A 23651-nucleotide genomic window follows, 5' to 3' on the forward strand; every position below is an offset into this window, starting at 1 on the left:
AACGGCACCGACGCGACGCATGCTCAGCTGTCCTCGTCGAAACGACGCTCGAACAACTCCACCAGCGCCTGCAAGGCCTGCGCTTCGTCTTCGCCATCCAGGCGCACCATCACGCTGGTGCCTTGGCCTGCGGCCAGCAACATCACGCCCATGATGCTCTTGGCGTTCACCTCGCGGCCCTTGGCCGCCAGCGTGGCGTTGCTGCGATAGGACGACAACGTCTGCACCAGCTTGGCGGTTGCCCGCGCATGCAGTCCGAGTCGGTTGGACACAATGAGTTCGCGTTCAAGCATCGTCGATGATCGCTCCGTTGCGGGTACCGGCCGCCGCGGTGGCGGGCAGCTCCTGCAAACCTTGTTCGGGGTAATTCATCACCCGCAGCAGCATCGGCAGGCTGAGCGCGGACACCCGGCGAACCGGCGTGCCCAGCGTGGCCAACCGGCTGGCGAGATTGCTGGGGCTTGCGCCATACAGGTCGGTCATGACCAGCACGCCGTCGCCGCTGTCGACCCGACGCATCGCCGCCGAGGCCTGGGGCAACAACGCGCCCAGGTCTGCATCGAACGGCACATCGAATGCTTCGGTCTTCAGCGGCAAATGCCGCAACAGCCCCGTCGCCACGTTCAACAACGCTGCGCCGATGCCGGGATGAGTAATGAGGAGAATGCCACAGGCCATGCCGAAACGTTAACAGGTCAGCGTGACCGCGCGATAGCGTTTACCCGCACCGATGCGTTGCGAACTGAATAGCCGTTTAAAACCACAGCAACAGAGCGCGTACGCGGCGCGCAACCAGCGCGTTGCAGCGGGTATGACCAATGATCCGTGACACGCATCAGATCGCTGCCGAACACAGTTCAAGCGAACGCTGCAGTTCGCATTCTGCGGAGCAGTGCACGTCCAGATGCAGGAGAGGTCTGCTGGTTCTTCAACACGCACGCGCATGTCGAAGCACCTGCAATCCGCGCCGCTGCATCAAGACTAGGGAAGCTGCAACGACGCGCGCCAGACACATCCAGTCCTGCGGTCAACGCCAACCAGACGCAGCTGCCCCGCACCTCGACGAACGCACCACCCACTTCAGCGAAGCGATACACGTCACAGCACGCAGGGCTGCGCGTTGACGAATCCCGAATTGCCAATCCCCACTCCCAGCTCCAATCAGTCCTGCTCGCGATGAAACGTCGCCACCTCCGGCCAGCCCTGTTCGCGCGCATGCCGCGCCATGCGTTCGGCCATGTACACCGAGCGATGCTTGCCGCCGGTGCAGCCGAAGGCGATGGTCACGTAGCTGCGGGTGTCGTTGCGCAGCCGCGGCAGCCAGGTGTCGAGCAGGTCCACGATCTGCGCGCTGTAGCGCTGCACGTCCGCCTCGTTGTCCAGATAGTTGCGTACGCCGGCATCGCGGCCGGTGAGCGGGCGCAGCTCCGGGTCCCAGTGCGGGTTGGGCAGCACGCGCGCATCGAACACGAAGTCGGCTTCGGCCGGCACGCCGCGCTTGTAGGCGAACGATTCGAACAGCAGCGACAGGCGGTCGTTGGAGCCGAGCGCAAACTCGGTGACCACGCGGCGACGCAACTGATGCACGTTGAGCGTGCTGGTATCGATGATGGCGTCGGCCTGTGCGCGTAGCGGTTCGGTCAACTGCCGCTCGCGGGTGATCGCCTCCGGCAACGCCAGGCCGAGATGGCTCAGCGGATGACGGCGGCGGGTGTCGGCATAGCGTTTGATCAGCGCTTCATCGCTGGCTTCGAAAAACAGCAGGCGTGCCTCGATGCCGTATTCCTGCGCGGCCTGGCGCCATTGCGCCAGCTGGGTCAGGTCGCTGCGGCTGCGCACGTCGATGCCGACCGCCAGCCGCTGGTCGCCGATCGGGTTGCCGCGCAGGCGGCTCTTGACGAAGTCCGGCAGCAGCTCCACCGGCAGATTGTCCGAGCAGTAGTAGTCCAGGTCTTCGAAGGTCTTCAATGCGACCGATTTGCCCGAGCCGGACAGCCCGCTCACGATCATCAACGTGGAGGGCGCGGTACTCATGGCGTGCGTCGCTCCAGCAGGTTGCTGTGGCGGGCGATGAACATCGCCGCCGGGTCGATGCCCTTGGTGCGCAGGATATGCAGCCGGGTGGCGGCCTCTGTCAGCACGGCCAGGTTGCGGCCCGGCATCACCGGCAGGGTAATCAGCGGCACATCCAGATCCAGCACGTGGCGGCTGCCGGAATCGCCGGTCAGGCGCTCGTAGCCGGACGGCGTGGGCTCGGTCATCGGCCGGGTCAGGTGCACGATCAGGCGCAGATACTTGTTTTTCTTCACCGCGGTGTCGCCGAACATGTCGCGCACGTTCAACACGCCCAAGCCGCGCACTTCCAGCAGGTCCTGCAGCAGTTCGGGGCAGGTGCCGTCCAGCACGTCGGGGGCGATCTGGGTGAATTCCGGCGCGTCATCGGCCACCAGGCGGTGACCACGGCTGAGCAGTTCCAGCGCCAGCTCGCTCTTGCCCGAGCCGGCTTCGCCGGTGATCAGCACGCCGATCGAATAGATCTCCATGAACACGCCATGCAGCGTGACCCGCGGCGCCAGCGTGCGCGCCAGGTGGTAGGAAAGGTGGTTGAGCAGCTCATGGCCACGCTTGGGCGAAATCCACAGCGGGGTATTGGATTCGTCGGCCGCCGCACGCAGATCTTCCGGGCACGACTGGTTCTTGCTGATCGCCAGTGCCAGCGGCTGCACCTGGATGATCTTTTCGATGGTCTCCCAGCGCTGCCGCGCGTCCAGCGAATCCAGCCAGGCCAGCTCTTCGGTGCCCAGGATCTGCACCTTGTTGGGATAGATCACATTGAGATAGCCAGCCAGCGACGGGCGGCGGGCGTTGTTGCTGCCTGCCTGGATCTCGCGGTGCTCGCCTTTCTGCCCGGCGACCCAGCGCAGCGCCAGCTTGTCGCGTTGCTGGTCGAATAATTCGCGTGCGGTGATGCTGGTATTCATGCCGCGCTGGCCTGTGGTGGAGGCGCATCGGTGAGCAGGGCCATCAGCGCGTCGGCATCGGGCGCGGCGCGCAGCTGCTGACGGAACTGCGCGTCGGAGAAGCGCTCGGCCAGTTCCGACAACAGCATCAGGTGTTGGTGGGTGTAGTGCGCAGGTACCGCCATGGCGAACACCAGGTCCACCGGCTCATCGCTGCCGAACGCAACCGGCGCATCCAGCCGCAGCAGCGCGCCGCGCGGTTCGGTCAGATTGGGGCAGCGTCCATGCGGAATGGCGATGCCATGGCCGATGGCGGTACTGCCCAGTGCCTCGCGCTCGCACAGGTTGGCGTAGAGCTCGTCGGCACCGGCCTGTCGGCAGGACAGCAACTCGGCGGCGGTGTGCAGGACGGTGTCGCGATCGGCGGCCGGCGACACCACGGTGCGCACGGCCGCCATCAGATCGGTTAAAGGCATGAGGGCATCAAGCGGGAAGCGTCATGCGGGATTGTCGCGCACCTCGCGTGCGTGGTGGTTACATTTCTTTTCTTTGTGCTTGAGCACCAGGCGGTCGAGCTTGTCGACCAGCAGGTCGATGGCTGCATACATGGTGGAACCGCTGGCATCTGCGTGCAGGGTGCGACCGGGAAGGTTGACGGTGGCGACCACGTGGTGGTCCGGCTTGCGAACGGCCAGCTGCGTTCGGACTTCGCAGTGCTGGTCGAAATGGCGCTGCAGTCGCTGCAGCTTGCTTGCCACGTAGTCCCGCAGGGCGGGGGTTACTTCAAGCTGGTGGCCATACGTCTCGATGCGCATCGGATACCTCCATTGGTCGGTGGGCCAATGAACCTTTCCGGTGATCCGACTCACCCGGCGCAGGCCGGCGTTGCGGTGGTTGCAACGTCAGGCGATGCGTACGCGTTCGTGGGAGGCGGAAATGTTCATGGCCTCACGATACTTCGCAACGGTGCGCCGCGCCACTGGTACGCCGGAAGTCTTCAACAGATCTGCCAACTTGGCGTCCGACAAGGGTTTGCGCGGGTTTTCTGCGTCGATCAGGCGCCGGATCATGGCCTGGATGGCGGTGCTGGACGCTTCGCCGCCGCTGTCGGTGTCGATGCCGGAGGCAAAGAACGAGCGCAGCGCGATGGTGCCGCGCGGGGTGCGCACGTATTTGCGGGCAATGGCGCGGGAAATGGTGGATTCGTGCAGGCCGAGCTCGCCTGCGATCTCGCGCAGGGTCAGCGGGCGCAGCGCCTGCGCGCCGAATTCCAGAAACCCGGCCTGGTGCTGCAACAGGCAGCGCACCACCCGCAGCAGGGTTTCGCCGCGGGCTTCCAGGCTCTTGAGCAGCCAGCGCGCCTCCTGCAATTGCCCACGCAGGTAGCCGGCGTCGGATTCGCCGCAGCTGCGGATCAGGTTCTCGTAGCCGCGATGGATGGTGACCTTGGGCTGCGAGCGGCCGGCCAGCGACGCGCGCCAGACGCCGCGCTGGCGCCAGATCACGCAGTCGGGCACCACGTAGGTGTCTTGTGACAGGTCGCCGATCTGCTTGCCCGGGCGCGGGTCCAACGAACGCACTAGCTGCACGGCCTGTTCGACATCGGCGGCCGAGCGCTTGAGTTCGTGCGCCAGGCCGGGCACACCGGCACGCGGCAGCCGTTCCAGCGGGCCGGCGACGATCTGCAGCGCCAGCTCGCGCCCGGGGATGGCCGGGTCGAGCACCGCCAGCTGCAAGGTCAGGCACTCGCCCAGCGTACGCGCACCCACGCCGACCGGGTCGAAACGCTGGATCTGATGCAGCACGGTCAGTACTTCCGCCTCGTCCACCGCAGCGCCCAGCGCCAGTGTTTCGAGAATGGCCGACAGCGGCTCGCGCAGATAACCGTCTTCGTCCAGCGCATCGATCAGCAGCGCGCCGATCTGGCGGTCGCGTGGCGACAACGGCGACAAGTGCAGTTGCCACAGCAGATGGTCGGCCAGGGTTTCCGATTCGGCCACGCGCTCGGCGGCATCGCCGGACTCGTCATCGTCGAAACTGCCACCGCTGCCCGAGCCGGTCCACTGCAATTCGTCCTGCGACCAATCGTCGTCGCGTTCGGCAGGCGCCGGTTCTTCGCGCTGGGGTTCCTCGCTGGACGAGGACGACGCGGACTCCACCGCTGTGTCGCCGGCCGCATGCGCGGCTTCGTCGGCCCATTCCAGCAGCGGGTTGGTTTCCACCGCTTCGGCGATTTCCAGTTCCAGCTCGGTGGTGGACATCTGCAATAGCTTGATCGCCTGACGCAATTGCGGCGTCATGACCAGCTGCTGTCCTAGCGATGTCTGAAGCCGGGCTTTCATGCAGGCACTGACTGGAAGAATCGATGGCGCGGCGACGCGCTCAAAGGCGGAAAGTTTCCCCCAGATACACGCGACGGACGTCGGGATTGGCTAGCAGCGCGTCCGGTGCCCCCTGCGCCAGCACGCCCCCCTCGGCGAGGATATACGCGCGGTCGCAGATTCCCAAGGTCTCGCGCACGTTGTGATCGGTGATCAACACGCCGATGCCGCGTTCCTTGAGGTGAATGATGATGCGCTGGATCTCGCCGACCGAAATCGGGTCCACGCCGGCAAACGGTTCGTCCAGTAGCATCATGCGCGGCTTTGCGGCCAGCGCGCGGGCGATCTCGCAGCGGCGGCGCTCGCCGCCGGAGAGGCTGGCGCCGAGCTGATCGGCCACATGGGTGATCTGCAATTCTTCCAGCAGCGAGGCCAGTTCCTTCTCGCGGCCGGCGGTGTCCAGTTCCTCGCGCAGCTCCAGCACCAGCCGGATGTTGTCGGCCACGGTGAGCTTGCGGAAGATCGACGGTTCCTGCGGCAGGTACCCCACGCCGAGCTTGGCGCGCGCGTACATCGGCTCGGCGGTGAGGTCGCGTCCGTCCAGCTCGATGCGCCCGGCGTCGGCTTCGACCAGGCCCACGATCATGTAGAAGCAGGTGGTCTTGCCGGCGCCGTTGGGGCCGAGCAGGCCGACCACTTCGCCGGCCTCGAGCGTGAGGCCGAATTCCTTGACCACTTCGCGTTGCTTGTACTTCTTGCGCAGACCGGTGGCGACCAGCATTACTTCTTCCCCTGCGGCTTGGCAGCAGGCTTGGCGGCCGGTGCCGGCGTTGCCGCGGTGGGGGCTGCATTCTTGGGCTGGATGATGGTGCGCACGCGGCTGCCGTCGCCGCCGCTCTGCATATTGCCGGTCTTGGTGTTGTAGACCATGCGCTGGCCGGCGTTGGTGCCCTTGGGCGAGTCGACCTTGTAGTTGCCGGTCAGGATGATGATCTCGTCGGCGACCTTGTATTCGATGTTGTCGGCCTGGCCGTTCATCATCGCGCCGTCGTCCATCTGCTGCTTGAGCGTGGCCTGCTTGCCGTTGAGCACCACACGGTCGGTCTGGCCGTTCTTCTGGAAGATGTCGGCGGTATCGGCGTGGATTTCCAGCGTGCCCTGGGTGATCACCACATTGCCGCTGAAACGGCACTTGCCGCTGTCGTCGAGCATGTTGCAATCGTTGGCATTGGAGTCGATCGCCATCGGCTGATTGCGGTCGCTGGTCTTGGCCATCGCCATGGCAGGCAACAGCAGCGCGGCAAACGCCAGTTTAGCGGGCAGCATTCGGTTCATAGCGGGTCTTGACCTGAGAAAGGAGCTTGTACTGGCGTGATTTGAGATCGGCTTCGAAGCCGACCCCGCTTTGCATGATACCCGGCCGGCGCATGGTCACCGGAGCAGCGGTCTTGGCGAGGTTCTGCTGCGGAAACACGTCCAGACTTTCGGTGCGGAAGGTGGTGGGCGGCGTCGCGCCGGCGGTCGGGCTGTCGCCTTGGACATCGCCGCGCAAGCGCAGCTCGTCGCCCTTGGGGCTGACCCAGCCGGTCTTGGCGCGCAGCGTCCACGGCTGGTTGGCGTTGTCGGGCAGCAGGAACACCGGCGTGGTGATGTCGGAGGTCTGGTCGGCGCGGTTGCGGTGCATTTCCGGCGCGCGCAGCGTCATCGATTCCTTGCCGCTCTGCTTGTCCAGGGCGATCAGTTCGAAGTCGCGCAGCACATAGTCGACTTTCGACTCATCCACCGCTGCCGCGACCGGGCGGGCGCGTTGCTGCCATGCCGACCAGCCGGAGATGACTGCGGCGGCAAACAGCACCACGCCCAGGGTGGTGCGCCAGTTCACGCTCATGCGGAAAACCTTTCGATGATGCCCTGGACCTGGCCTTGCGCGGCGAGCACCACATCGCAGACCTCGCGAGCGGCGCCTTCGCCGCCACGTGCCTGGGTGTGCCACTGCACGCGCTCGGCGATCCAGGGGTGCGCGTTGGCTGGCGCCACCGGCAGGCCGACCGCCAGCAACGCCGGCAGATCGGGCAGGTCGTCGCCCATGAACAACACCTGGTCCAGCGACAGGCCGTGTTCCTGACACAGCGCCAGCACCGCCAGGCGCTTGTTCTTGACTCCGATCTGCACGTGCAGTCCCAGATCCTGGCCGCGCTTTTCCGCCGACAGGCTGGCGCGCGCAGTGATCAGCGCGACATGGATGCCGGCGTATTCGAGCTGTTTGAGGCCCTGGCCGTCGAGCACGTTGAACGCCTTGCTCTCGTTGCCGGCATGGTCGTAGTACAGGCGCCCGTCGGTCAGGGTGCCGTCGACGTCGAAACAGGCCAGGCGGATACGCGCGGCGCGTTCGATCAGCTCGGCGGGGAGGTGCTGCAAGGGAGAGTAGGGCATCGGCACGAATCGGTGAGAACGGGGTTCCGCAGTTGAAAACTGAACCTGTTAAACCACCTTGGCGCGCAACAGGTCGTGAATGTTCAATGCGCCGACCGCACGCTGCTGGGCGTCCACTACGATCAGGCCATTGATCTTGTAGTCCTCCATCAGCCGCGCGGCCTCGGCTGCCAGCTGGTCGGCGCCGATGGTGCGCGGGTTGCGCGTCATCACCTCGGCAATGCCGGCGCTGCGCACGTCGATGTCGCTGTCCAGTGCGCGGCGCAGGTCGCCGTCGGTGAACAGGCCGATCAGGCGACCGTCGTCGTCGACCACCGCGGTCATGCCCAGGCGCTTGCGGCTCATTTCCATCAGCGCCTGGCTCAGGCTGGCATCTTCGCGCACGCTGGGCAGGTCATCGCCGCCGTGCATGACGTCGGTGATGTGCAGCAGCAGGCGCCGGCCCAGGCTGCCGGCCGGGTGCGAGCGCGCAAAGTCGTCCGCGGTGAAACCGCGCGCATCCAGCAGCGCCACCGCCAGCGCATCGCCCATCGCCAGCGAGGCGGTGGTGCTGGAGGTCGGTGCCAGGTGCAGCGGGCAGGCCTCGGCGGAGACGCTGACATCCAGGTGCACGTCGGCGGCCAGGGCCAGACTGGAGCCGGGGCGGCCGGTCATGGCGATGATCGGGTTGCCCTGGCGCTTGAGCACCGGCAGCAACATGCGCACTTCGTCCGATTCGCCCGAATACGACAGCGCCAGCACGATATCGGCCTCGGTGATCATGCCCAGGTCGCCATGGCCGGCTTCGCCGGGATGCACGAAGAACGCCGGGGTGCCGGTGGACGCCAGGGTGGCGGCGATCTTGCGCGCGATATGGCCGGATTTGCCCATGCCGGTGGCCACCACCCGCCCGCGCGACGCCAGCACCAGCCGGCATGCCGCGGCAAACGCGTCGCCGATGCGCGCGCCCACGCTGGCCAGCGCCTCACGCTCGATCTCCAGCACGCGCTGCCCGCTGGCGACCAGGCTGGCGTCGCTGACGGTGGCGGTGGGCAGGTGCGAGACGGCCATGCGGGACTCGGGTGAAGAGTAGAATGTGCACTCATTTTATGAGGAAACGCCCTGTGGACGCCGAAACCATCCGTAAACTCATCGAATCCGGCTTGCCCGAAGCCCGCGTCGACGTGCACGGCGACGACGGTGTGCACTTCGAGGCGACCGTGGTCAGCCCGGCATTTGCCGGCAAGGCCCCGTTGGCGCGTCACCGCATGGTCTACGCGACCCTGGGCGAGTTGATGGGTGGCGCGATCCACGCGCTGCAGCTCAAGACGCTGACCCCCGACGAAGGCTGAGCGGCGCCGTCGGGCAGACCGGCCCCGGCCGTAGTGCCGCCCGGGGCGCGTCGTCCGGCACGCCGTTGTCTCAGCTCTTAATCCCGCGATCTCTCATTCCCCCGACATCTCTTTCGGATCTCCCAAGCTCCCATGGCAAAAATCGTAGTGACCGGCGGCCAAGCGCTGCATGGCGAAGTCAATATTTCCGGCGCCAAGAACGCAGTGCTGCCGATCCTGTGCGCCACCCTGCTGGCCGATGCGCCGGTGGAAATCAGTAACGTGCCGCACCTGCACGATGTGATCACCACGGTGAAGCTGCTCAGCGAGCTGGGCGCCGAGGTCACCATCGACAAAGGCACCCTGGCCAAGGGCCGCTCGATCCTGGTCGACCCGCGCTCGGTGACCCATCAGGTTGCCCCGTACGATCTGGTCAAGACCATGCGCGCCTCGATCCTGGTGCTGGGCCCGCTGCTGGCGCGCTACGGCACCGCAGAAGTGTCCCTGCCCGGTGGTTGCGCGATCGGCTCGCGCCCGGTGGACCAGCACATCAAGGGCCTGCAGGCGCTGGGTGCGGAGATCAGCGTAGAGAACGGCTACATCAAGGCCACCAGCAATGGGCGTCTGAAGGGCGGCCGGTACGTGTTCGACATGGTCAGCGTCACCGGCACCGAAAACGTGCTGATGGCCGCCGTGCTGGCCGAAGGCACTACGGTGCTGGAAAACGCGGCGATGGAACCGGAAGTCACGGATCTGACCGATTGCCTGATCGCGCTCGGCGCGCAGATCGAAGGCGCCGGCACGCCGCGCATCGTGGTGCACGGCGTGGAGCGTCTGGGGGGCGGGCACCATGCGGTGCTGCCGGATCGCATCGAAACCGGCACCTTCCTGGTCGCTGCGGCGATGACCGGTGGCAGCGTCACCGTGCGTCGCGCGCGCCCGGACACTCTGGATGCGGTGCTGGACAAGCTCACCGAAGCCGGCGCCACCATCACCACCACCGCCGACAGCGTCACCCTGGACATGCACGGCAAGCGCCCGCGCGCGGTCAACCTGACCACCGCGCCGTACCCGGCGTTTCCCACCGACATGCAGGCGCAATTCATGGCGCTCAACTGCGTGGCCGAGGGCGTGGGCGTGATCAACGAAACGATCTTCGAAAATCGCTTCATGCACGTCAACGAACTGCTGCGCCTGGGCGCGGACATCCAGGTCGAAGGCCATACCGCGATCGTGCGCGGCGCCGAGCGCCTCAGCGGCGCACCGGTGATGGCCACCGATCTGCGCGCGTCGGCTTCGCTGATCCTGGCCGGGCTGGTGGCCGACGGCGACACCACCATCGATCGCATCTACCACCTGGACCGTGGTTACGAAAACATCGAGGAGAAGCTGGGGGCGCTGGGCGCGACCATCCAGCGCACCGCATGATCCTGCGCGGGCGATTCACCACCCGACGCAAGATCCTGTTGGGCGTGATCGTGCTGATCCTGGCGTGGCTGGCCTACGCCTGGAGCGTGGGCATGGCCATCACCCAGGGCGTCGAGTTCAAGGATATGGATTGGAACGGCGACGGCACTGCCAGCCGCAACGAGATCGCGCAATCGTTCTACGCGGTGGCGGTGAAAAAGACCGTCGAAGGCAAGCGCCATTGCGATCTGTTCTATTGGCGCAGGAACGACGAACAGATCCGCGTGGATTGCCGCACGGTGTTCAGTACCGGCGATGACAAGGCTGCTGCCAAGCCCTGAGAAGTGATAGGTGCGTGCGGATGGATCACCATTGGAGCAAGTGATAGGTCAGCGAGGACAGATTACTTGTGGAGCGGCTGATCTGCGGCTTCGGTGCAGGGCCCTTGCCCGCCCACCATCACGGGACACGCCGCAAGTACGTCCGTGTAAGCTCTTACGCGGCATCCATGCCGCATAAGGTCCTGCGACGGTGGGCGGGCAAGAACCAGTCATGATGGTCGGTGTGCATGGTGCAAGTAGTGCATGACGTGCTTCTGATGCGCTGGATCTCATGTAGTTGCAGCCGTGCTCGCAAGCCAATGCAACCCGCGAGATGGCAACCTTTTACTTGGCTACCGACCAACTTCCTGGTGCGGTGTCCTCGCCGCTTGCGGGACCGTGTGGCGGCATGGATGCCGCCAACGAGCCTGCAAGGAAGGATTCACGGCGTGTCCCGCGAGCGGTGAGGGCATCGCGCCCTCGACGCCGCGAGTTTGCTGCAGAGCCCTTAGCCGCTCACCACCGCAGGACACGCTGCAAGTACGTCCTTGCAAGCTCTTACTGCGGCATTGCATTGATGCTGCGTAAGGTGCCTCGGCGGTGAGCGGACAATGACCCGTCGAGACGATCGGTGTGCATGTTTTCAACAAAACAACCGACTAACTCTCTGGCGCGGTGTCCTCACCGATTGCGGGACCGTGTGGCGGCATGGATGCCGCCACCGAGCCTCCAAGGAAGGATTTACGGCGTGTCCCGCGAGCGGTGAGGGCACCGTGCCCTCGACTCAGTAAGCGTTTGACTGCACTAAATGACTTTACGACCGGGACTATGGTGGCAATCAGTCCTTTGGTCGACGGTTTGACGCGCTTAACGCAGCGACTTGATGGTCAGGTCCAGCACGTCCTGGCCCTTTTCCTTCTGCAACAGACGCGCCGGCACCGGCAGGTCCTTGACCACCCAGGCGATCAATTCCTTGTCGCCATCCACGCGCGAAACCTTGGTGGCCTGTTCCTGCTTGCCGTTGACGGTGATGGTTTCCTTGCCGATCACCTTGTAGCTCATCGGCTTGATGCGGCCTTCGTCCACCATGCGGTAGTTGAGCGGCTTGCCGGCGGCCACATCGCGGGTGATCGCCAGGTTGATCAGCAACGCGTCCATGTCGCCAGGCTGCAGTTTGACCGGACCGCGGCGGTCCGGCTTGATATCGCCGCCCCAGGTCGCCTGGCTGGTTTTCCAGTCGTAATTGGCGGTGACGTTGCGACGCTTGATCATCATCGACGAGGTGTCGTTGCTGCTGACCGGGCGCAGCTGGCCACTGGTTTCTTCGAACACCGTGCTCTGGGTCAGATTGGCCAGCTGGTTCTGGATGGTCAGCGTGTAGCGCCACTGGTTGGCGCCGGCCGCGGCCAGCGTCATCGTGCCGTTGGCCTGCATGCCCATGTAATTGGCGGAGTAATCGGCCTGGAATGGCTTCATCGCGAATGCCGGCAGGCTGGCCACGGCCAGTGCGGCGGCAGCGATCAAGGTGCTGGTGCGAGAGAAGGTTTTCATGGTCACACTCCTTGGTATTCGACGAGGCGGAGATCGACCTGATCCTCACCTTTGTCACGTTGCAGGATGCGCACCGGAGTCGGAACCCCGTTGGCGATCCAGAGGATGGTTTCGTTGTCGCCGCTGTTGACGCGGTACACGCGCAACGCGTCGTAGCTCAGGTCGCCGACCTGCACCACTTCGGTGGTGTCGGCGGCGCGGTAATCGTATTTGCGCACCCGGCCCACATCGACATAGCGGTAGCTCAGGCTGCGGCCGGGCTGCGCATCGCGCATCAGCGAAAGATTCAACGACAGTGCGCTTTGATCGCCGTGCTGCAGTGGAATGGGTTGCTGACGCTCTTTCTTCAGGTCGCCGTCCCATTGCGCGGTGCCGGCTTGCCAGTTGTAGACGCCGGTGACTTTTTTGCCGAAGAACATCGCCTTGCGCACGGTGCTCTGGCTCAACGGCACATAGGTATCTCCATCGACGCGAAACACCGTGCTCTGTTCCAGGTTCAGGCCCAGGATGCTGGCGAAGCCCTTGCGGCCGCGGACCGACATGTCGATGCGCCACTGGCTGCCTTCGCCGTGGCTGACCTGCATGGTGGCATCGCCGGCCTCCTTGCTGCGGTAGAACGCCTGGTAGGTCGCCACGAAAGGCTCCAACGGCGGCGGCGTCCAGGTGCTTGCCGGCAGCGCGGCTGCAGCCGCGGGGGCAACCGGCGGAACAGGCGTGGCAGGTGTTTGCGCGGCAGCTGCCGACGGGGCCGCTGCCTGTTGCGCACGGCCTGCGCCGGCCTGGCAAAGCAGGGCCGTGGTCAACAGCGCGGCGGCGATCGGGATGGCTTTCATGCGCGGGAGCGGAGGCACGGGGCCACAAGGATGTCCGAGACGGGATGAGGGGGGCGTATCCGCATTCAGGCGAGCGCGGCGTCAGCGGACTCTAGTCGTAGTGGCGTAAACAGGCACTGACCGTCGACATGCACCGCATCCCCGTCCACCTGCAGGCGTCCGCTGGCCAGCAGGTCGAGTGTGGCGAGCAGCAGCGGGTGCTCGCGGGCCAGAACGCGCGCGGCCAATTGCTCGGCGCTGTCGCCGGGAAGCACCGGCACGCGCGCTTGTGCGATCACGCTGCCGGCATCCAGTTCCGGCACCACCAGATGCACGCTGGCGCCGTGTTCGGTATCGCCGGCCTCCAGCGCGCGCGCATGGGTGTGCAAGCCACGGTACTTGGGCAGCAGGGACGGGTGGATATTGAGCATGCGCCCGGCAAAGCGCCGCACCAATGGCTCGCCCAGAATGCGCATGTAGCCGGCGCAGATGACCCAGTCCGGCTGTACGACGGCGATGGCATCGCCCAGCGCGGCGTCGAAGGCGTTGCGGTCGGCGAAGTCGCGCGGGCTGGCGCTCCAGCGACATGTCGCGTCCATTTTTTGAAGCGCCGGCGCCTGCGGACGGTCGGAAAACACCCCGACCACTTCTGCGTGCAAGCGCCCGCTGGCGATCGCGTCAAGGATGGCCTGCAGATTGCTGCCGCGGCCGGAGGCCAGCACGGCCAGGCGCAGGCGGGGATCAGTTGCGAGCATTGAACAGTGTCCTCACCACGGGGTAGGCCGCCAGGCTGCCGAAGGTTGCCAGCAGCATGTCGGTATGTGCGTCCCAGGGGTCGCCCTGCTGGCCGTTGTAGGCTTCGGCGGACTGTGGCGACAGCAGCAGCGCAATGCCCCACTCGAACCACTCGTAGACCAGGCTGACGCACATGATGCTCATCACCGTCAGCGCGAAGGCCTGCCGCAGCGTTAGGCGGGGCCACAGCCGCAACGCCAGTTGCGCAATGGCCGGCGTGAAGCACAGCCCGAACAACAGGTGGATCAAACGGTCGAAATGATTGCGCGTCCAGCCGAACGTGGTGCTGGGCGACCAGTGCACTAACTGCATGCTCCATTGCTCGTAGGGCACGTTGGAATACAGCCAGCGCGCGCCGATGCAGTGCAATCCGATAAACACGCAGATCGCCACGAAGGCGGCGTTCTCCAGCGGCCAGCGACGGTCGGCCCACACCAGTGCGATCAAGCCGATCACGGTCAACGAACTATGCAAGGCCTGTTCGACCGGCCATAGCGGTGCGATCCAGCTCGCCAGGAACACCGCGATGGTGACGGTCAACGCAGCCGGTTTGGCGCGGCGCAGGGTCCTGATGATCACGTGGCTCTCAGGCGGCGGTTGCGGCAGGGCCGAACAGTGCCTTGACCTGGGGGCGCAACAAGGTGATCAGCGTAAAGACGCCAAGCACGGTGCCGAACGGCATGAAGGAGCACGAAATGCCGGCCACGACCAGGCACAGCAGATGCCGCCGGCGCTGGGCGATACAACGGCCGGCATAGGCCATGAAGCCGGCCAGGGTCAGGCCGCAGGTGATGATTGCGGCCGCAAACACCACGAAGATCCAGCCGAACAAGCGCATCTCGTCCGGTGCCGCTTCGCCATTGCTGCCCTGCATCGGCAAGTGCCCGGTGACGATGGCCAGCCCCATGAACAGGTGGATCAGCGGAAACAGCGAAAACAGCCCGGTGATGCCGGCCAGCACGTAATGAAAGATCGACAGCAGCTTGAGGTGCTGCAGGTCATCGGCGCTGGCCGGCGTCGGCAGGGCAGGAGGGGAAGCGTCCATGCAGGTCTCCTTGGCTCAGCCAATCCGCACGCGTTCGTCGCCATGCGCGGCGACCACGTGGCCGATGCGCCAATGCGCAAGCGATTGCGCGTCCAGTGCCTGTTCCAGCTTGGCGGCCTGCTCGGGCGAGGCGATCAGCACAAAGCCGATGCCGCAGTTGAAGGTGCGCCACATTTCGGCATCGGCCACCGCGCCTTCGCGCTGCAGCCAGGCGAACACCGGCGGCAAGGTCCAGGCGGTGGCATCGATGTCCAGGCCCAGGCCGTCGGGAATCACGCGGATGATGTTTTCGGTGAGCCCGCCGCCGGTGATGTGCGCCATGGCATGGATCGTTTCGCCGTGCGACCTGAGCAACGCCAGCACCGGCTTGACGTACAGCGCGGTCGGTGCCATCAGTGCGTCGATCAGCTTGGTGCCGTCGTCCAGTACATGCTCTGCCGGCGCGCCGACACGTTCGTAGATCTTGCGGATCAGCGAATACCCGTTGGAATGCGGGCCGGAGGACGCAAGGCCGATCAGCACATCGCCCTCGCGCACCTGCGCGCCGTCCAGCAGCTGCGATTTTTCCACCGCACCCACGGTGAAGCCGGCCAGGTCGTATTCGCCGGGCGGGTACATGTCGGGCATTTCGGCGGTTTCGCCACCGATCAAGGCGCAACCGGACAGCTCGCAGCCGCGCGCGATGCCGCCGACCACCGCTGCGGCGGTGTCCACGTCGAGCTTGCCGGTGGCGAAGTAGTCCAGGAAGAACAGCGGTTCGGCGCCCTGCACCAGCACGTCGTTGACACACATGCCGACCAGGTCGATGCCGATGGTGTCGTGGCGGCCGAGCTGCTGCGCCAGCTTGAGTTTGGTGCCCACGCCGTCGGTGCCGGAGACCAGCACCGGCTCCTTGTACTTGCCGGACAGGTCGAACAGCGCGCCAAAACCGCCCAGGCCACCCATCACCTCCGGCCGGAAGCTGCGCTTGACCAGCGGCTTGATGCGTTCGACCAGGGCATTGCCGGCATCGATGTCGACACCCGCGTCGCGGTAGGTCATGGGCGAGGGAGTGGAAGGCGTTGGGCTGGTCACGGGCGTGGGTGGCTCGGCAGTAAAGGCGGCGATTTTAACAGCCACGTTGGCGCTAGCGCCCCATTCGGGCAACAATTCACCCGGATACGCTTACACCATGGAACCGTCGATGCGCCGCAGTCTCGCTTTCTTTCTTGCCCTCGTGGTCGCCATGCCTGTGGTTCCGGCCTTTGCGCAGGCCGATCTGCGCACCGAAGGCGACGTCGCCAAGGCGCAAAGTGCCTACGACGCCGAAGTGCCGGTCAACAGCCAGGGCGAATCCGATCGCCCCGGTGCCCTGGCGCGCGCGCTGGGCGCCGTGCTCGGCAAAGTCTCCGGCGATCGCTCGGTGATGAGCCGCCCCGGCGTGCCGCAGGCGCTGCGCAATGCGCCCAACTACGTCGAACACTACGACTACCGCCAGGATCAGGGCACCTCGCGCGCCGGTGCGCCGACCTTCCGCACCACCCTGGTCGCGCGTTTTCGCAAGTCCGATGTGGATGGCTTGATCGCCGCGCTCGGCCTGCCGGTGTGGCCGCTGCCGCGCCCCAAGCCGGTGTTGTGGCTGGCCATCGATGACGGCAGCGGCCCGCGCCTGGTGGGCGTTGCCCAGGCCAACGCCGCACGCAGCGTGCTCGACCGCGCGATCGAGCGCGGCTACCGGCTCGGCCTGCCGGGCGGAGCGGCCGCCGAGCAGGCGCTGGCCGGTGCGATCTGGCGCAAGGACACCGCCGCGGTGTCGCGCGCGTCGGCCAAGTACAGCCCGCCGGTGCAGCTGATCGGCAAGCTCTACCGCAATGATGCCGGCTGGACCGCCGACTGGGTGTTCGTGGACAACGGCAATGTGCTGTCGAGCTGGACCAGCAGCGACGGCGATGCGCGCCGCGCGATGGCCGCCGGTGCCGATGGCGCCGCCGATGCCTTGGTCAAGCGCTATGCCAAGCGGGTGGATTCGGGCGTGCCCGGGGTGTACCGCGCCGTGATCACCGGCATCCACAGCGCCGACGATTACCTGCGGGTCGCCGCCGCGTTGCAGGGCGTGTCGGTGGTGCGCAGCATTCGCCCGGTCAGCGCCAACGGCGACCGCATGGAAGTGGATCTGGAACTGCTCACGGGCATTTCGGGGCTTAACCGTATGCTCGGCGACAACAGCCCGCTGGTCTCGGTCTCTGTACCGACCGAGGGCCCGATCATTCTCGACAACGAGCACGCCGAGTACCGCCTGAAATGACGTTGACGCCCGAAGCCGAAATCGCTTTATTCCTGCGCCGCCTCAAATGGGTGGCGGTCATTGTCGGCGTGCTGTGGGTGGTCTCGCTGCTGTCCCCGATCCTGACGCCGTTCGTGCTTGCGCTGTTGCTGGCCTGGCTGGGCGACCCGCTGGTGGACCGCATCGAACGCGCCGGCCGCTCGCGCAACATGGCAGTGTCGCTGGTGTTCGTGCTGGCGCTGCTGTTGGTCGTGCTGGCGCTGATGATTCTGGTGCCGATGATCGAACGCCAGATCATGACCTTGATCGATGCCTTGCCGCAGATGCGCACCTGGGCGATCAGCACGGCCATTCCGTGGCTGGAAGCCAAGACCGGCGTGGAGCTGATGGGCTGGCTGGACCCGGAGCGCTTGATCGACTGGATCCGCAGCCACTGGGAGCAGGCCGGCGGCGCCGCCAAGACCTTCTTCGGTTACGTGCAGCGCTCGGGCTTTGCGATGGTGACCTGGGTGATCAACCTGGCGTTGCTGCCGATCCTGGCGTTCTATTTCCTGCGCGACTGGGACCGCCTGGTCGAGCGTGTGGCGGCGGTCATCCCGCGTGCCTACATCGGCACCGTGAGCCGGCTGGCGCTGGAGTCCAACGACGTGCTGGGTGGCTTCATCCGCGGCCAGTTCCTGGTGATGCTGGCGCTGGGCGCGATCTACGCCACCGGCCTGTCCATCATCGGGCTCAATCTGGGGTTGTTGATCGGCATCATTGCAGGTTTCATCAGTTTCATTCCGTATCTCGGGGCAACCACCGGCATCGTGCTGGCGCTGCTGGCGGCCATCGTGCAGGCGCAGGGGCTGGATCTGAAACTGCTGATCGGCGTGGGCGTGGTGTTCACGGTCGGCCAGTTGCTGGAAAGTTATTTGCTCACTCCGCGCATCGTCGGCGACAAGATCGGCCTGCATCCGGTGGCGGTGATCTTTGCGGTGATGGCCGGCGGCCAGTTGTTCGGCTTCCTCGGCATGCTGCTGGCGTTGCCGGTGGCAGCGGTGGCCAACGTGCTGCTGCGGTATGCGCATGAGCAGTACACCCGCAGCGACCTGTATGCCGGCGAGCGTGCGGGCATCGTGCTGCAGTCCACCACGGCCGAGCGCAGCGTCATCATCGACCCGAGCAAGGACGCAGATCGGTCGTGAGCGTGCCGCAGTTGCCATTGGCGTTGCGCGCGCCATCCGATCAGCGTTTCGATAGTTACATTGCCGCGCCCGAGGGCCTGCTTGCGCAATTGCAGGCGCTGGCTGCCGGTCAGCTGAGCGATTGGCTCTATCTTGCCGGACCCGCCGGTACCGGCAAGACGCATCTGGTGCTGGCGGTGTGCGCAGCGGCCGAGCAGGCCGGGCGGGCAACCGCGTATCTGCCGCTGCACGCAGCAGCCGGCCGCCTGCGCGATGCGCTCGAAGCGCTGGAGGGCCGCAGCCTGGTGGCACTGGACGGCGTGGACAGCATTGCCGGGCAGCGCGACGACGAAGTGGCGCTGTTCGATTTCCATAATCGCGCACGCGCCGCCGGCATCAGCCTGCTCTACACCGCACGGCAGATGCCCGACGGCCTGGCGCTGGTCCTGCCGGATCTGCGTTCGCGGCTGTCGCAATGCATCCGGATCGGATTGCCGGTGCTCGACGATGCGGCGCGCGCGGCAGTGCTGCGCGATCGTGCGCAGCGGCGCGGGCTGGCGCTGGACGATGCGGCGATCGACTGGCTGCTGACGCACAGCGAACGCGAACTTGCCACCTTGGTAGCCTTGCTGGATCGGCTGGATCGCGAATCGTTGGCGGCCAAACGCCGCATCACGGTGCCGTTCCTGCGCCGTGTGCTTGAGGATCGCGGGGCGTAAGGCATTGGATTTGCGGCTGTCTTGCAGCGCGCTTGCCTGCCCACCATCGCGGGACACGCTGCAAGTACGTGCAGGCAAGCTCTTACGCGGTACCCATGCCGCGTAAGTTCTCGCGAGGGTGGGCGGATAAGGATCAGTCGCGATGGTAGGTCAGCATCGCTTTCAATAAAGCAGCCAGCAAACTTTCTTGTGCGGTGTCCTAGCCGCTTGCGGGACCGTTGGCGGCATGGATGCGGCCATCGAGCCCCCATGGAGGGGTTTACGGCGTGTCCTGCAAGTGGCGAGGGCACCGCGCGCTCGATGCTGCGAGTTTGCTGTTGAAGTCTTGCCCGCCCACCATCGCGGGACACGCTACAAGTACCTCCATGCAGGCTATTGTGTGGCATCCATGCCACGTAAGGTCCGTCAACGGTTGGCGTGCAAGGACCCGTCGAGATGGTCGCTGCGTGGTTGCGAGCGGTACACGCGATGCTGCCTGCCGCTAACGTGCGGTGTGATCAGCTCCTTTCGTCCCAGCGATGTCATTGCCAGTCCGGACATCCCCTCACCCATCGGCGAAGGCGCATGTGGCAGACACCGTTGCAACCAGTGAGCCAGCGCTCGAAGGTTTTTAGTCGATGCGCTTGATGACGAGCCTTGCAGCAACGAGTTGCGATCAGCCGCCGTTGCGCAGTAACTGTGCATCCAATTCTGCCAGGCGCTGCGGCGTGCCGACATCGGTCCAGCGCCCGGCATGGTGGATGCCATCGATCAGGCCTGCCGCCATCTGCGCGCGCAGGATCGGCGCCAAGGCAAACCGCGGCGCCGCGCCGGCCTGCTCTGGCAACGGACCAATCACCGATTGCCAATCGTGCAGCAGCGTCGGTCGATACATGCCGATGCCGGAGTAGGTAAGCGTTGCAGGCAGATCTGCGCGCACCTTGCCGTCCGCATCCAGCGCAAAGTCAGCGCGCTCTGCATACGCGGGGCGATCCACCAGCACCAGCTGCACCAGTCCTTCCGGTGCATGCGACAGCCGGGCAAAGTCCAAATCGGTCCAGATATCGCCATTGACCAACAGAAACGGTGCATCGCCCAACAGCGGCAGTGCATGCAACATGCCGCCGCCGGTTTCCAGCGGCGTTGCGCCTTCATAGGAATACGTCAGACGCAGCCCGAACGCGCTGCCGTCTCCCAGCGTTTGCGGAAACTGCTCGGCCAGCCACGAGGTATTGATCACTACCTCGTCCACGCCCAACGCCGCCAGTTTGCGCAAATGCCAGACGATCAACGGCGTGCCCCCGACAGACAGCAAGGGTTTGGGCGTGTGCTCGGTCAACGGCCGCATCCGCTCGCCAAAGCCTGCTGCAAAAATCAACGCCTTCATGCGTCCGCCTGCACTGCGCGTGATGCCAATGCGGGTTTGACAACCTCGTCCAGCAGCGCGATCAGCGGCGCCAGCTCGGCATAGCGCGGCAGTACTTCGTCCAGATAAGCGATGAAGCGCGGCACGTTGTCCAGATACCAATGCTTGCCATCGCGATGGCTCAGACGCGAAAAAATGCCCAGGTTTTTCAGATGCCGCTGCACGCCCATCCAGTCCGCATCGCGCAGAAACTGCTGCAGTGGCGGCACCGGCAATCCGGCGGCCTGCGCACGTGCGTGATAACGCGCCAGCCAGCCGTCGACGCGTGCGATCGGCCAACTTACCGAGGTGTCCTTGAACAGACTGATCGGGTCGTAGGCGATCGGCCCGATCACGCAATCCTGAAAGTCCAATACTGCCGGGCCATCGGGCACCGGCATCAGATTGCGCGGCATGAAGTCGCGATGGGTGAACACGCGTGGCTGCGCTAGCGCGTTGTCCATCAAGCGCCGCTGCACCAGCTGCAACTGCTCGGCCTGGCCGCAGTCCAGCTGCACGCCAAGATGGCGACCTAGAAACCATTCCTCGAACAAACCGGCATCGCGTTGCAGCAGCGCCTCACCGAACACCCCGCTGTCGGCAGGTGGCGGGATCTGTTGCAGCAACAGTAATTGCGCGATGGCGCCATCCAGCAGGGCGTCGGCATTGGCGTCGGTCAGGACCTGCGCCAGCGTCGGTACGCCCAGATCCTCCAGCAGCAGGAAGCCGATCTCCAGGTCCTGTGCCAGCACCTGCGGCACGCGGACTCCATGCGCGCCCAACACGGCGTGCATGCGCAACCACGGCGCCACATTTTCGAGCTGCGGTGGCGCATCCATCAGGATGCGATCGGTGCCGCGTCCCTGCGTGCGCCAGTAACTGCGAAACCCCGCGTCGACCGACGCGCGTTGCAACACCGTAGAGGGGTCATCCAGTGCGTGTCGCGCCCATTGCAGGCGCAGCGCGTCGCGCGCAGGGTCAGAAGGCGATACCGTCATGTGTCGTGGTTGCGTAGTGAAGTGAGGACGAAGCGTGCAATGCAGTGGTCAGCGTTTGCTGCCGCTGAACAAGCGCAGCAGTGCAAGGATGGCGATGGCACCCAGCAACGCGCCGAGGAAACCGGCAGGCTCGCCTGCGTGGTACCAGCCCATGTAGCGGCCAAACCAGCTTGCCACCACCGCCCCGGCGATGCCCAGCACGATGGTCAGCAGGCAACCCAGGCGCTGCGTGCCGGGCGTGATGAAACGCGCCAGCAGCCCGACCACAAATCCCACCAGCAAAATGTAGAGCCAGCTGTCGCTACCAAACAAAGTGTTCATTGCAGCACCGAAGGCAAACGGGATCGGCAGACTAGCATTTCGGATGTCGGCGACTCGCGCTGCACGCACAGTGCGAATGGCGCTGATGGGGTGCCTTCAGCAAATCGTTGCGTTGGGTATTGCCACAGAAACCCTGTCATGGAGTGACTGCCCAGACAGCCGCCGCCTTCAATCGCATGATCGAACACCCAGCGCATGATCGAACACCCAGCCTCTGTCCCTGCGGGAGAGGAGCTGGGTGAGAAGACGCTGACCAAGTTGCCGATGCCGTGTCCTTTGCGCCAAATGCAACGCAATGCTTCACGTCAGGGCACGCCCTCAACCCGCAGTCGTCTCTCGTCGACTCAACAGCAACCGTGTCCACCATGACGGGTGCCGCTATCGGCAGCCACCGGCGAGCCGCTGGTTTCGCCGCGCAGGCAGGCCGCGTGATGCTCGGCGATCACCTTCGACACGCAGGCGGTGACGCGCTTACCCATCGGGATGTGCAAAAACTCGTTCGGGCCATGCGCATTGGAATGCGGCCCCAGCACGCCGGTGATCATGAACTGCGCGCCGGGGAACTTTTCGCCCAGCATGCCCATGAACGGGATCGAGCCGCCTTCGCCCATGTACATCGCCGGCTTGTCGAAGAAGGCCTGGCTGGCATCGTCGATGGCCTTCTCCAGCCACGGCGCCATGGCCGGGGCATTCCAACCGGACGATGCCTTTTCCAGCTCCAGCGTGACCTGCGCGCCATTGGGCGGATCGCGCAGCAACGCCTGCTTGAGCAGTTCGCCACAGGCCTTGCTGTCGGCGGTTGGCGGCAGACGCAGCGACAGCTTCACCGCGGTCTGCGGACGCAACACATTGCCGGCCGAGGCCAGCGGCGGCATGCCATCCACGCCGGTGATCGACAGCGCCGGGCGCCAGGTCCGGTTCAAGACCAGCTCGGTGAGGTCGTCATGCATCGGCACCAGGCCATCGACCATCGGGAATTTATCGAAGATGGCGGTATCCAGCGTCGCCGCTGCAGCCTTGGCCTGGGTCAGGCGCTCGGCCGGCACCTCCACATGCAACCCCTCCAGCAGGATGCGGCCCGTGGCCTCGTCTTCGATGCGCGACAGCAACTGCCGCAGCAGCCGGAAGCTGGACGGCACCACGCCGGACGCATCGCCGGAATGCACGCCTTCTTCCAGCACCTTCACGCTGAGGTTGCCGCCGGTCAGGCCGCGCAGCGAAGTGGTGCACCACAACTGCTCGTAATTGCCGCAACCCGAATCCAGGCATACCACCAGCGACGGCTTGCCGATACGCTCGGCCAGATGGTCCACGTAAGCGGGCAGATCGTAGCTGCCCGACTCTTCGCAGGCTTCGATCAGCACCACGCACCGCGCATGCGACAGACCCTGGGTGCGCAGCGCCAGAATCGCCGCCAGCGAGCCGAAGATTGCGTAACCGTCGTCGGCGCCGCCCCGGCCATACAACTTGTCGTCGCGCAGCACCGGCTCCCAGGGGCCCAGGTCGGCATCCCAACCGGTCATCTCCGGCTGCTTGTCCAGATGGCCGTACAACAACACGGTGTCGTCGCCGGACTCCGGGCCGGTGGCCGGGATCTCGATGAAGATCAGCGGCGTGCGGCCGTCCAGGCGCACCACCTCCACTTGCATGCCATCGATGGCCTGTGCGCGCGCCCAGGTTTCCATCAGCGTGACGGCCTGCTCCATATAGCCATGGGCCACCCAATCGGCGTCGAACATCGGCGACTTGTTGGGGATGCGGATGTAATCGACCAGCTGCGGGACGATTTCGCGGTCCCAGGTTTCGCTGATGAATTGGTCGATCTTGGCGCTGTCCATGAAGGCTC

General features: G+C 65.4%; 28 protein-coding genes. 6 read left to right on the forward strand and 22 right to left on the reverse strand.

Going from position 1 to position 23651, the window contains the following annotated elements; translation table 11 throughout:
* Positions 1 to 23: 23 nt before the first annotated feature.
* The 12 genes from XdyCFBP7245_RS04060 to XdyCFBP7245_RS04115 form a co-directional block, all read right to left on the reverse strand.
* Positions 24 to 293, reverse strand: a complete 270-nt coding sequence (locus tag XdyCFBP7245_RS04060; RefSeq protein WP_104614507.1) for an HPr family phosphocarrier protein — start codon at positions 291 to 293, stop codon at positions 24 to 26.
* The gene (locus tag XdyCFBP7245_RS04065; protein WP_104614508.1) at positions 286 to 678 is read right to left on the reverse strand and encodes a PTS sugar transporter subunit IIA; all 393 of its coding nucleotides are present in this window, start codon (positions 676 to 678) and stop codon (positions 286 to 288) included. The genes XdyCFBP7245_RS04060 and XdyCFBP7245_RS04065 overlap by 8 nt, the downstream gene beginning before the upstream one ends.
* 483 nt (positions 679 to 1161) lie before the next feature.
* A complete protein-coding gene (gene rapZ, locus XdyCFBP7245_RS04070) occupies positions 1162 to 2034 on the reverse strand; it encodes an RNase adapter RapZ (RefSeq protein WP_170068500.1) in 873 nt (290 codons plus the stop codon).
* The gene (gene hprK, locus XdyCFBP7245_RS04075) at positions 2031 to 2981 is read right to left on the reverse strand and encodes an HPr(Ser) kinase/phosphatase (RefSeq protein WP_005993219.1); all 951 of its coding nucleotides are present in this window, start codon (positions 2979 to 2981) and stop codon (positions 2031 to 2033) included. The genes rapZ and hprK overlap by 4 nt, the downstream gene beginning before the upstream one ends.
* Positions 2978 to 3436 (reverse strand): PTS sugar transporter subunit IIA, encoded by a 459-nt coding sequence (locus XdyCFBP7245_RS04080; RefSeq protein WP_104614509.1) that lies wholly within the window; start codon positions 3434 to 3436, stop codon positions 2978 to 2980. The genes hprK and XdyCFBP7245_RS04080 overlap by 4 nt, the downstream gene beginning before the upstream one ends.
* A gap of 21 nt (positions 3437 to 3457) precedes the next feature.
* A complete protein-coding gene (gene hpf, locus XdyCFBP7245_RS04085) occupies positions 3458 to 3775 on the reverse strand; it encodes a ribosome hibernation-promoting factor, HPF/YfiA family (protein ID WP_011037930.1) in 318 nt (105 codons plus the stop codon).
* An 87-nt stretch (positions 3776 to 3862) separates the two neighbouring features.
* Positions 3863 to 5302, reverse strand: coding sequence for an RNA polymerase factor sigma-54 (locus XdyCFBP7245_RS04090; RefSeq protein WP_104614510.1), 1440 nt, complete (start codon positions 5300 to 5302; stop codon positions 3863 to 3865).
* A 40-nt stretch (positions 5303 to 5342) separates the two neighbouring features.
* Positions 5343 to 6062 carry an LPS export ABC transporter ATP-binding protein gene (gene lptB / locus XdyCFBP7245_RS04095; protein WP_104614511.1) on the reverse strand — a complete coding sequence of 240 codons (720 nt, stop codon included), beginning with the start codon at positions 6060 to 6062 and terminating at the stop codon, positions 5343 to 5345.
* The gene (gene lptA, locus XdyCFBP7245_RS04100) at positions 6062 to 6616 is read right to left on the reverse strand and encodes a lipopolysaccharide transport periplasmic protein LptA (protein WP_104614512.1); all 555 of its coding nucleotides are present in this window, start codon (positions 6614 to 6616) and stop codon (positions 6062 to 6064) included. Before lptA ends, lptB begins: the two co-directional genes overlap by 1 nt.
* On the reverse strand, positions 6594 to 7169 hold the full coding sequence (gene lptC / locus XdyCFBP7245_RS04105; RefSeq protein WP_104614513.1) for an LPS export ABC transporter periplasmic protein LptC: 576 nt from the start codon (positions 7167 to 7169) through the stop codon (positions 6594 to 6596). Before lptC ends, lptA begins: the two co-directional genes overlap by 23 nt.
* Positions 7166 to 7714, reverse strand: coding sequence for a KdsC family phosphatase (locus tag XdyCFBP7245_RS04110; protein ID WP_104614514.1), 549 nt, complete (start codon positions 7712 to 7714; stop codon positions 7166 to 7168). The genes lptC and XdyCFBP7245_RS04110 overlap by 4 nt, the downstream gene beginning before the upstream one ends.
* A gap of 48 nt (positions 7715 to 7762) precedes the next feature.
* Positions 7763 to 8764, reverse strand: coding sequence for a KpsF/GutQ family sugar-phosphate isomerase (locus tag XdyCFBP7245_RS04115; protein WP_104614515.1), 1002 nt, complete (start codon positions 8762 to 8764; stop codon positions 7763 to 7765).
* A 53-nt stretch (positions 8765 to 8817) separates the two neighbouring features.
* Between XdyCFBP7245_RS04115 and XdyCFBP7245_RS04120 the strand changes: the two genes are divergently transcribed.
* The 3 genes from XdyCFBP7245_RS04120 to XdyCFBP7245_RS04130 all read left to right on the forward strand — a co-directional run bounded on the left by XdyCFBP7245_RS04120 (position 8818) and on the right by XdyCFBP7245_RS04130 (position 10772).
* Positions 8818 to 9045 carry a BolA family protein gene (locus XdyCFBP7245_RS04120; protein WP_104614516.1) on the forward strand — a complete coding sequence of 76 codons (228 nt, stop codon included), beginning with the start codon at positions 8818 to 8820 and terminating at the stop codon, positions 9043 to 9045.
* A 132-nt stretch (positions 9046 to 9177) separates the two neighbouring features.
* Positions 9178 to 10452: a UDP-N-acetylglucosamine 1-carboxyvinyltransferase gene (gene murA / locus XdyCFBP7245_RS04125; RefSeq protein WP_104614517.1), complete on the forward strand. Its 1275-nt coding sequence runs from the start codon at positions 9178 to 9180 to the stop codon at positions 10450 to 10452.
* Complete coding sequence (locus XdyCFBP7245_RS04130) at positions 10449 to 10772, forward strand: hypothetical protein (protein ID WP_104614518.1); 324 nt, start codon at positions 10449 to 10451, stop codon at positions 10770 to 10772. Before murA ends, XdyCFBP7245_RS04130 begins: the two co-directional genes overlap by 4 nt.
* An 846-nt stretch (positions 10773 to 11618) precedes the next feature.
* Here XdyCFBP7245_RS04130 and XdyCFBP7245_RS04135 read toward each other — a convergent pair.
* The 6 genes from XdyCFBP7245_RS04135 to purM all read right to left on the reverse strand — a co-directional run bounded on the left by XdyCFBP7245_RS04135 (position 11619) and on the right by purM (position 16103).
* Positions 11619 to 12302, reverse strand: coding sequence for a DUF3108 domain-containing protein (locus tag XdyCFBP7245_RS04135; RefSeq protein ID WP_104614519.1), 684 nt, complete (start codon positions 12300 to 12302; stop codon positions 11619 to 11621).
* A 2-nt stretch (positions 12303 to 12304) separates the two neighbouring features.
* A complete protein-coding gene (locus XdyCFBP7245_RS04140; RefSeq protein ID WP_104614520.1) occupies positions 12305 to 13135 on the reverse strand; it encodes a DUF3108 domain-containing protein in 831 nt (276 codons plus the stop codon).
* Positions 13136 to 13200: 65 nt separating this feature from the next.
* Entirely contained in the window at positions 13201 to 13869 is a 669-nt protein-coding gene (purN, locus tag XdyCFBP7245_RS04145) for a phosphoribosylglycinamide formyltransferase (RefSeq protein WP_104614521.1), read from the reverse strand.
* Entirely contained in the window at positions 13856 to 14473 is a 618-nt protein-coding gene (locus XdyCFBP7245_RS04150; protein ID WP_104614599.1) for a DUF2238 domain-containing protein, read from the reverse strand. The genes purN and XdyCFBP7245_RS04150 overlap by 14 nt, the downstream gene beginning before the upstream one ends.
* Positions 14474 to 14495: 22 nt before the next feature.
* Positions 14496 to 14954 carry a hypothetical protein gene (locus XdyCFBP7245_RS04155; protein WP_104614522.1) on the reverse strand — a complete coding sequence of 153 codons (459 nt, stop codon included), beginning with the start codon at positions 14952 to 14954 and terminating at the stop codon, positions 14496 to 14498.
* 15 nt (positions 14955 to 14969) lie between these two features.
* Positions 14970 to 16103, reverse strand: a complete 1134-nt coding sequence (purM, locus tag XdyCFBP7245_RS04160; protein ID WP_211287637.1) for a phosphoribosylformylglycinamidine cyclo-ligase — start codon at positions 16101 to 16103, stop codon at positions 14970 to 14972.
* A 22-nt stretch (positions 16104 to 16125) separates the two neighbouring features.
* On the opposite strand from purM, the gene XdyCFBP7245_RS04165 reads away from it, so the two are divergent.
* Genes XdyCFBP7245_RS04165 through hda form a run of 3 tightly spaced genes read left to right on the forward strand, consistent with a single transcriptional unit; the run spans position 16126 to position 19102 of the window.
* On the forward strand, positions 16126 to 17238 hold the full coding sequence (locus XdyCFBP7245_RS04165) for a DUF2066 domain-containing protein (RefSeq protein WP_170068503.1): 1113 nt from the start codon (positions 16126 to 16128) through the stop codon (positions 17236 to 17238).
* The gene (locus XdyCFBP7245_RS04170; protein ID WP_104614525.1) at positions 17235 to 18404 is read left to right on the forward strand and encodes an AI-2E family transporter; all 1170 of its coding nucleotides are present in this window, start codon (positions 17235 to 17237) and stop codon (positions 18402 to 18404) included. Before XdyCFBP7245_RS04165 ends, XdyCFBP7245_RS04170 begins: the two co-directional genes overlap by 4 nt.
* The gene (gene hda / locus XdyCFBP7245_RS04175; RefSeq protein WP_104614526.1) at positions 18401 to 19102 is read left to right on the forward strand and encodes a DnaA regulatory inactivator Hda; all 702 of its coding nucleotides are present in this window, start codon (positions 18401 to 18403) and stop codon (positions 19100 to 19102) included. The genes XdyCFBP7245_RS04170 and hda overlap by 4 nt, the downstream gene beginning before the upstream one ends.
* Positions 19103 to 19757: 655 nt before the next feature.
* Here hda and murU read toward each other — a convergent pair.
* From murU to XdyCFBP7245_RS04200, 4 genes are all read right to left on the reverse strand, one after another.
* Entirely contained in the window at positions 19758 to 20468 is a 711-nt protein-coding gene (gene murU, locus XdyCFBP7245_RS04185; RefSeq protein ID WP_104614527.1) for an N-acetylmuramate alpha-1-phosphate uridylyltransferase MurU, read from the reverse strand.
* A complete protein-coding gene (locus XdyCFBP7245_RS04190; protein WP_104614528.1) occupies positions 20465 to 21484 on the reverse strand; it encodes an aminoglycoside phosphotransferase family protein in 1020 nt (339 codons plus the stop codon). The genes murU and XdyCFBP7245_RS04190 overlap by 4 nt, the downstream gene beginning before the upstream one ends.
* Positions 21485 to 21532: 48 nt before the next feature.
* Positions 21533 to 21805, reverse strand: coding sequence for a GlsB/YeaQ/YmgE family stress response membrane protein (locus XdyCFBP7245_RS04195; protein WP_005993264.1), 273 nt, complete (start codon positions 21803 to 21805; stop codon positions 21533 to 21535).
* 344 nt (positions 21806 to 22149) lie between these two features.
* On the reverse strand, positions 22150 to 23643 hold the full coding sequence (locus tag XdyCFBP7245_RS04200) for a M20 family metallopeptidase (protein WP_104614529.1): 1494 nt from the start codon (positions 23641 to 23643) through the stop codon (positions 22150 to 22152).
* Between the last annotated feature and the right edge of the window lie 8 nt (positions 23644 to 23651).

This window comes from Xanthomonas dyei (assembly GCF_002939865.1).
In the GTDB taxonomy this organism is placed as follows: domain Bacteria; phylum Pseudomonadota; class Gammaproteobacteria; order Xanthomonadales; family Xanthomonadaceae; genus Xanthomonas; species Xanthomonas dyei.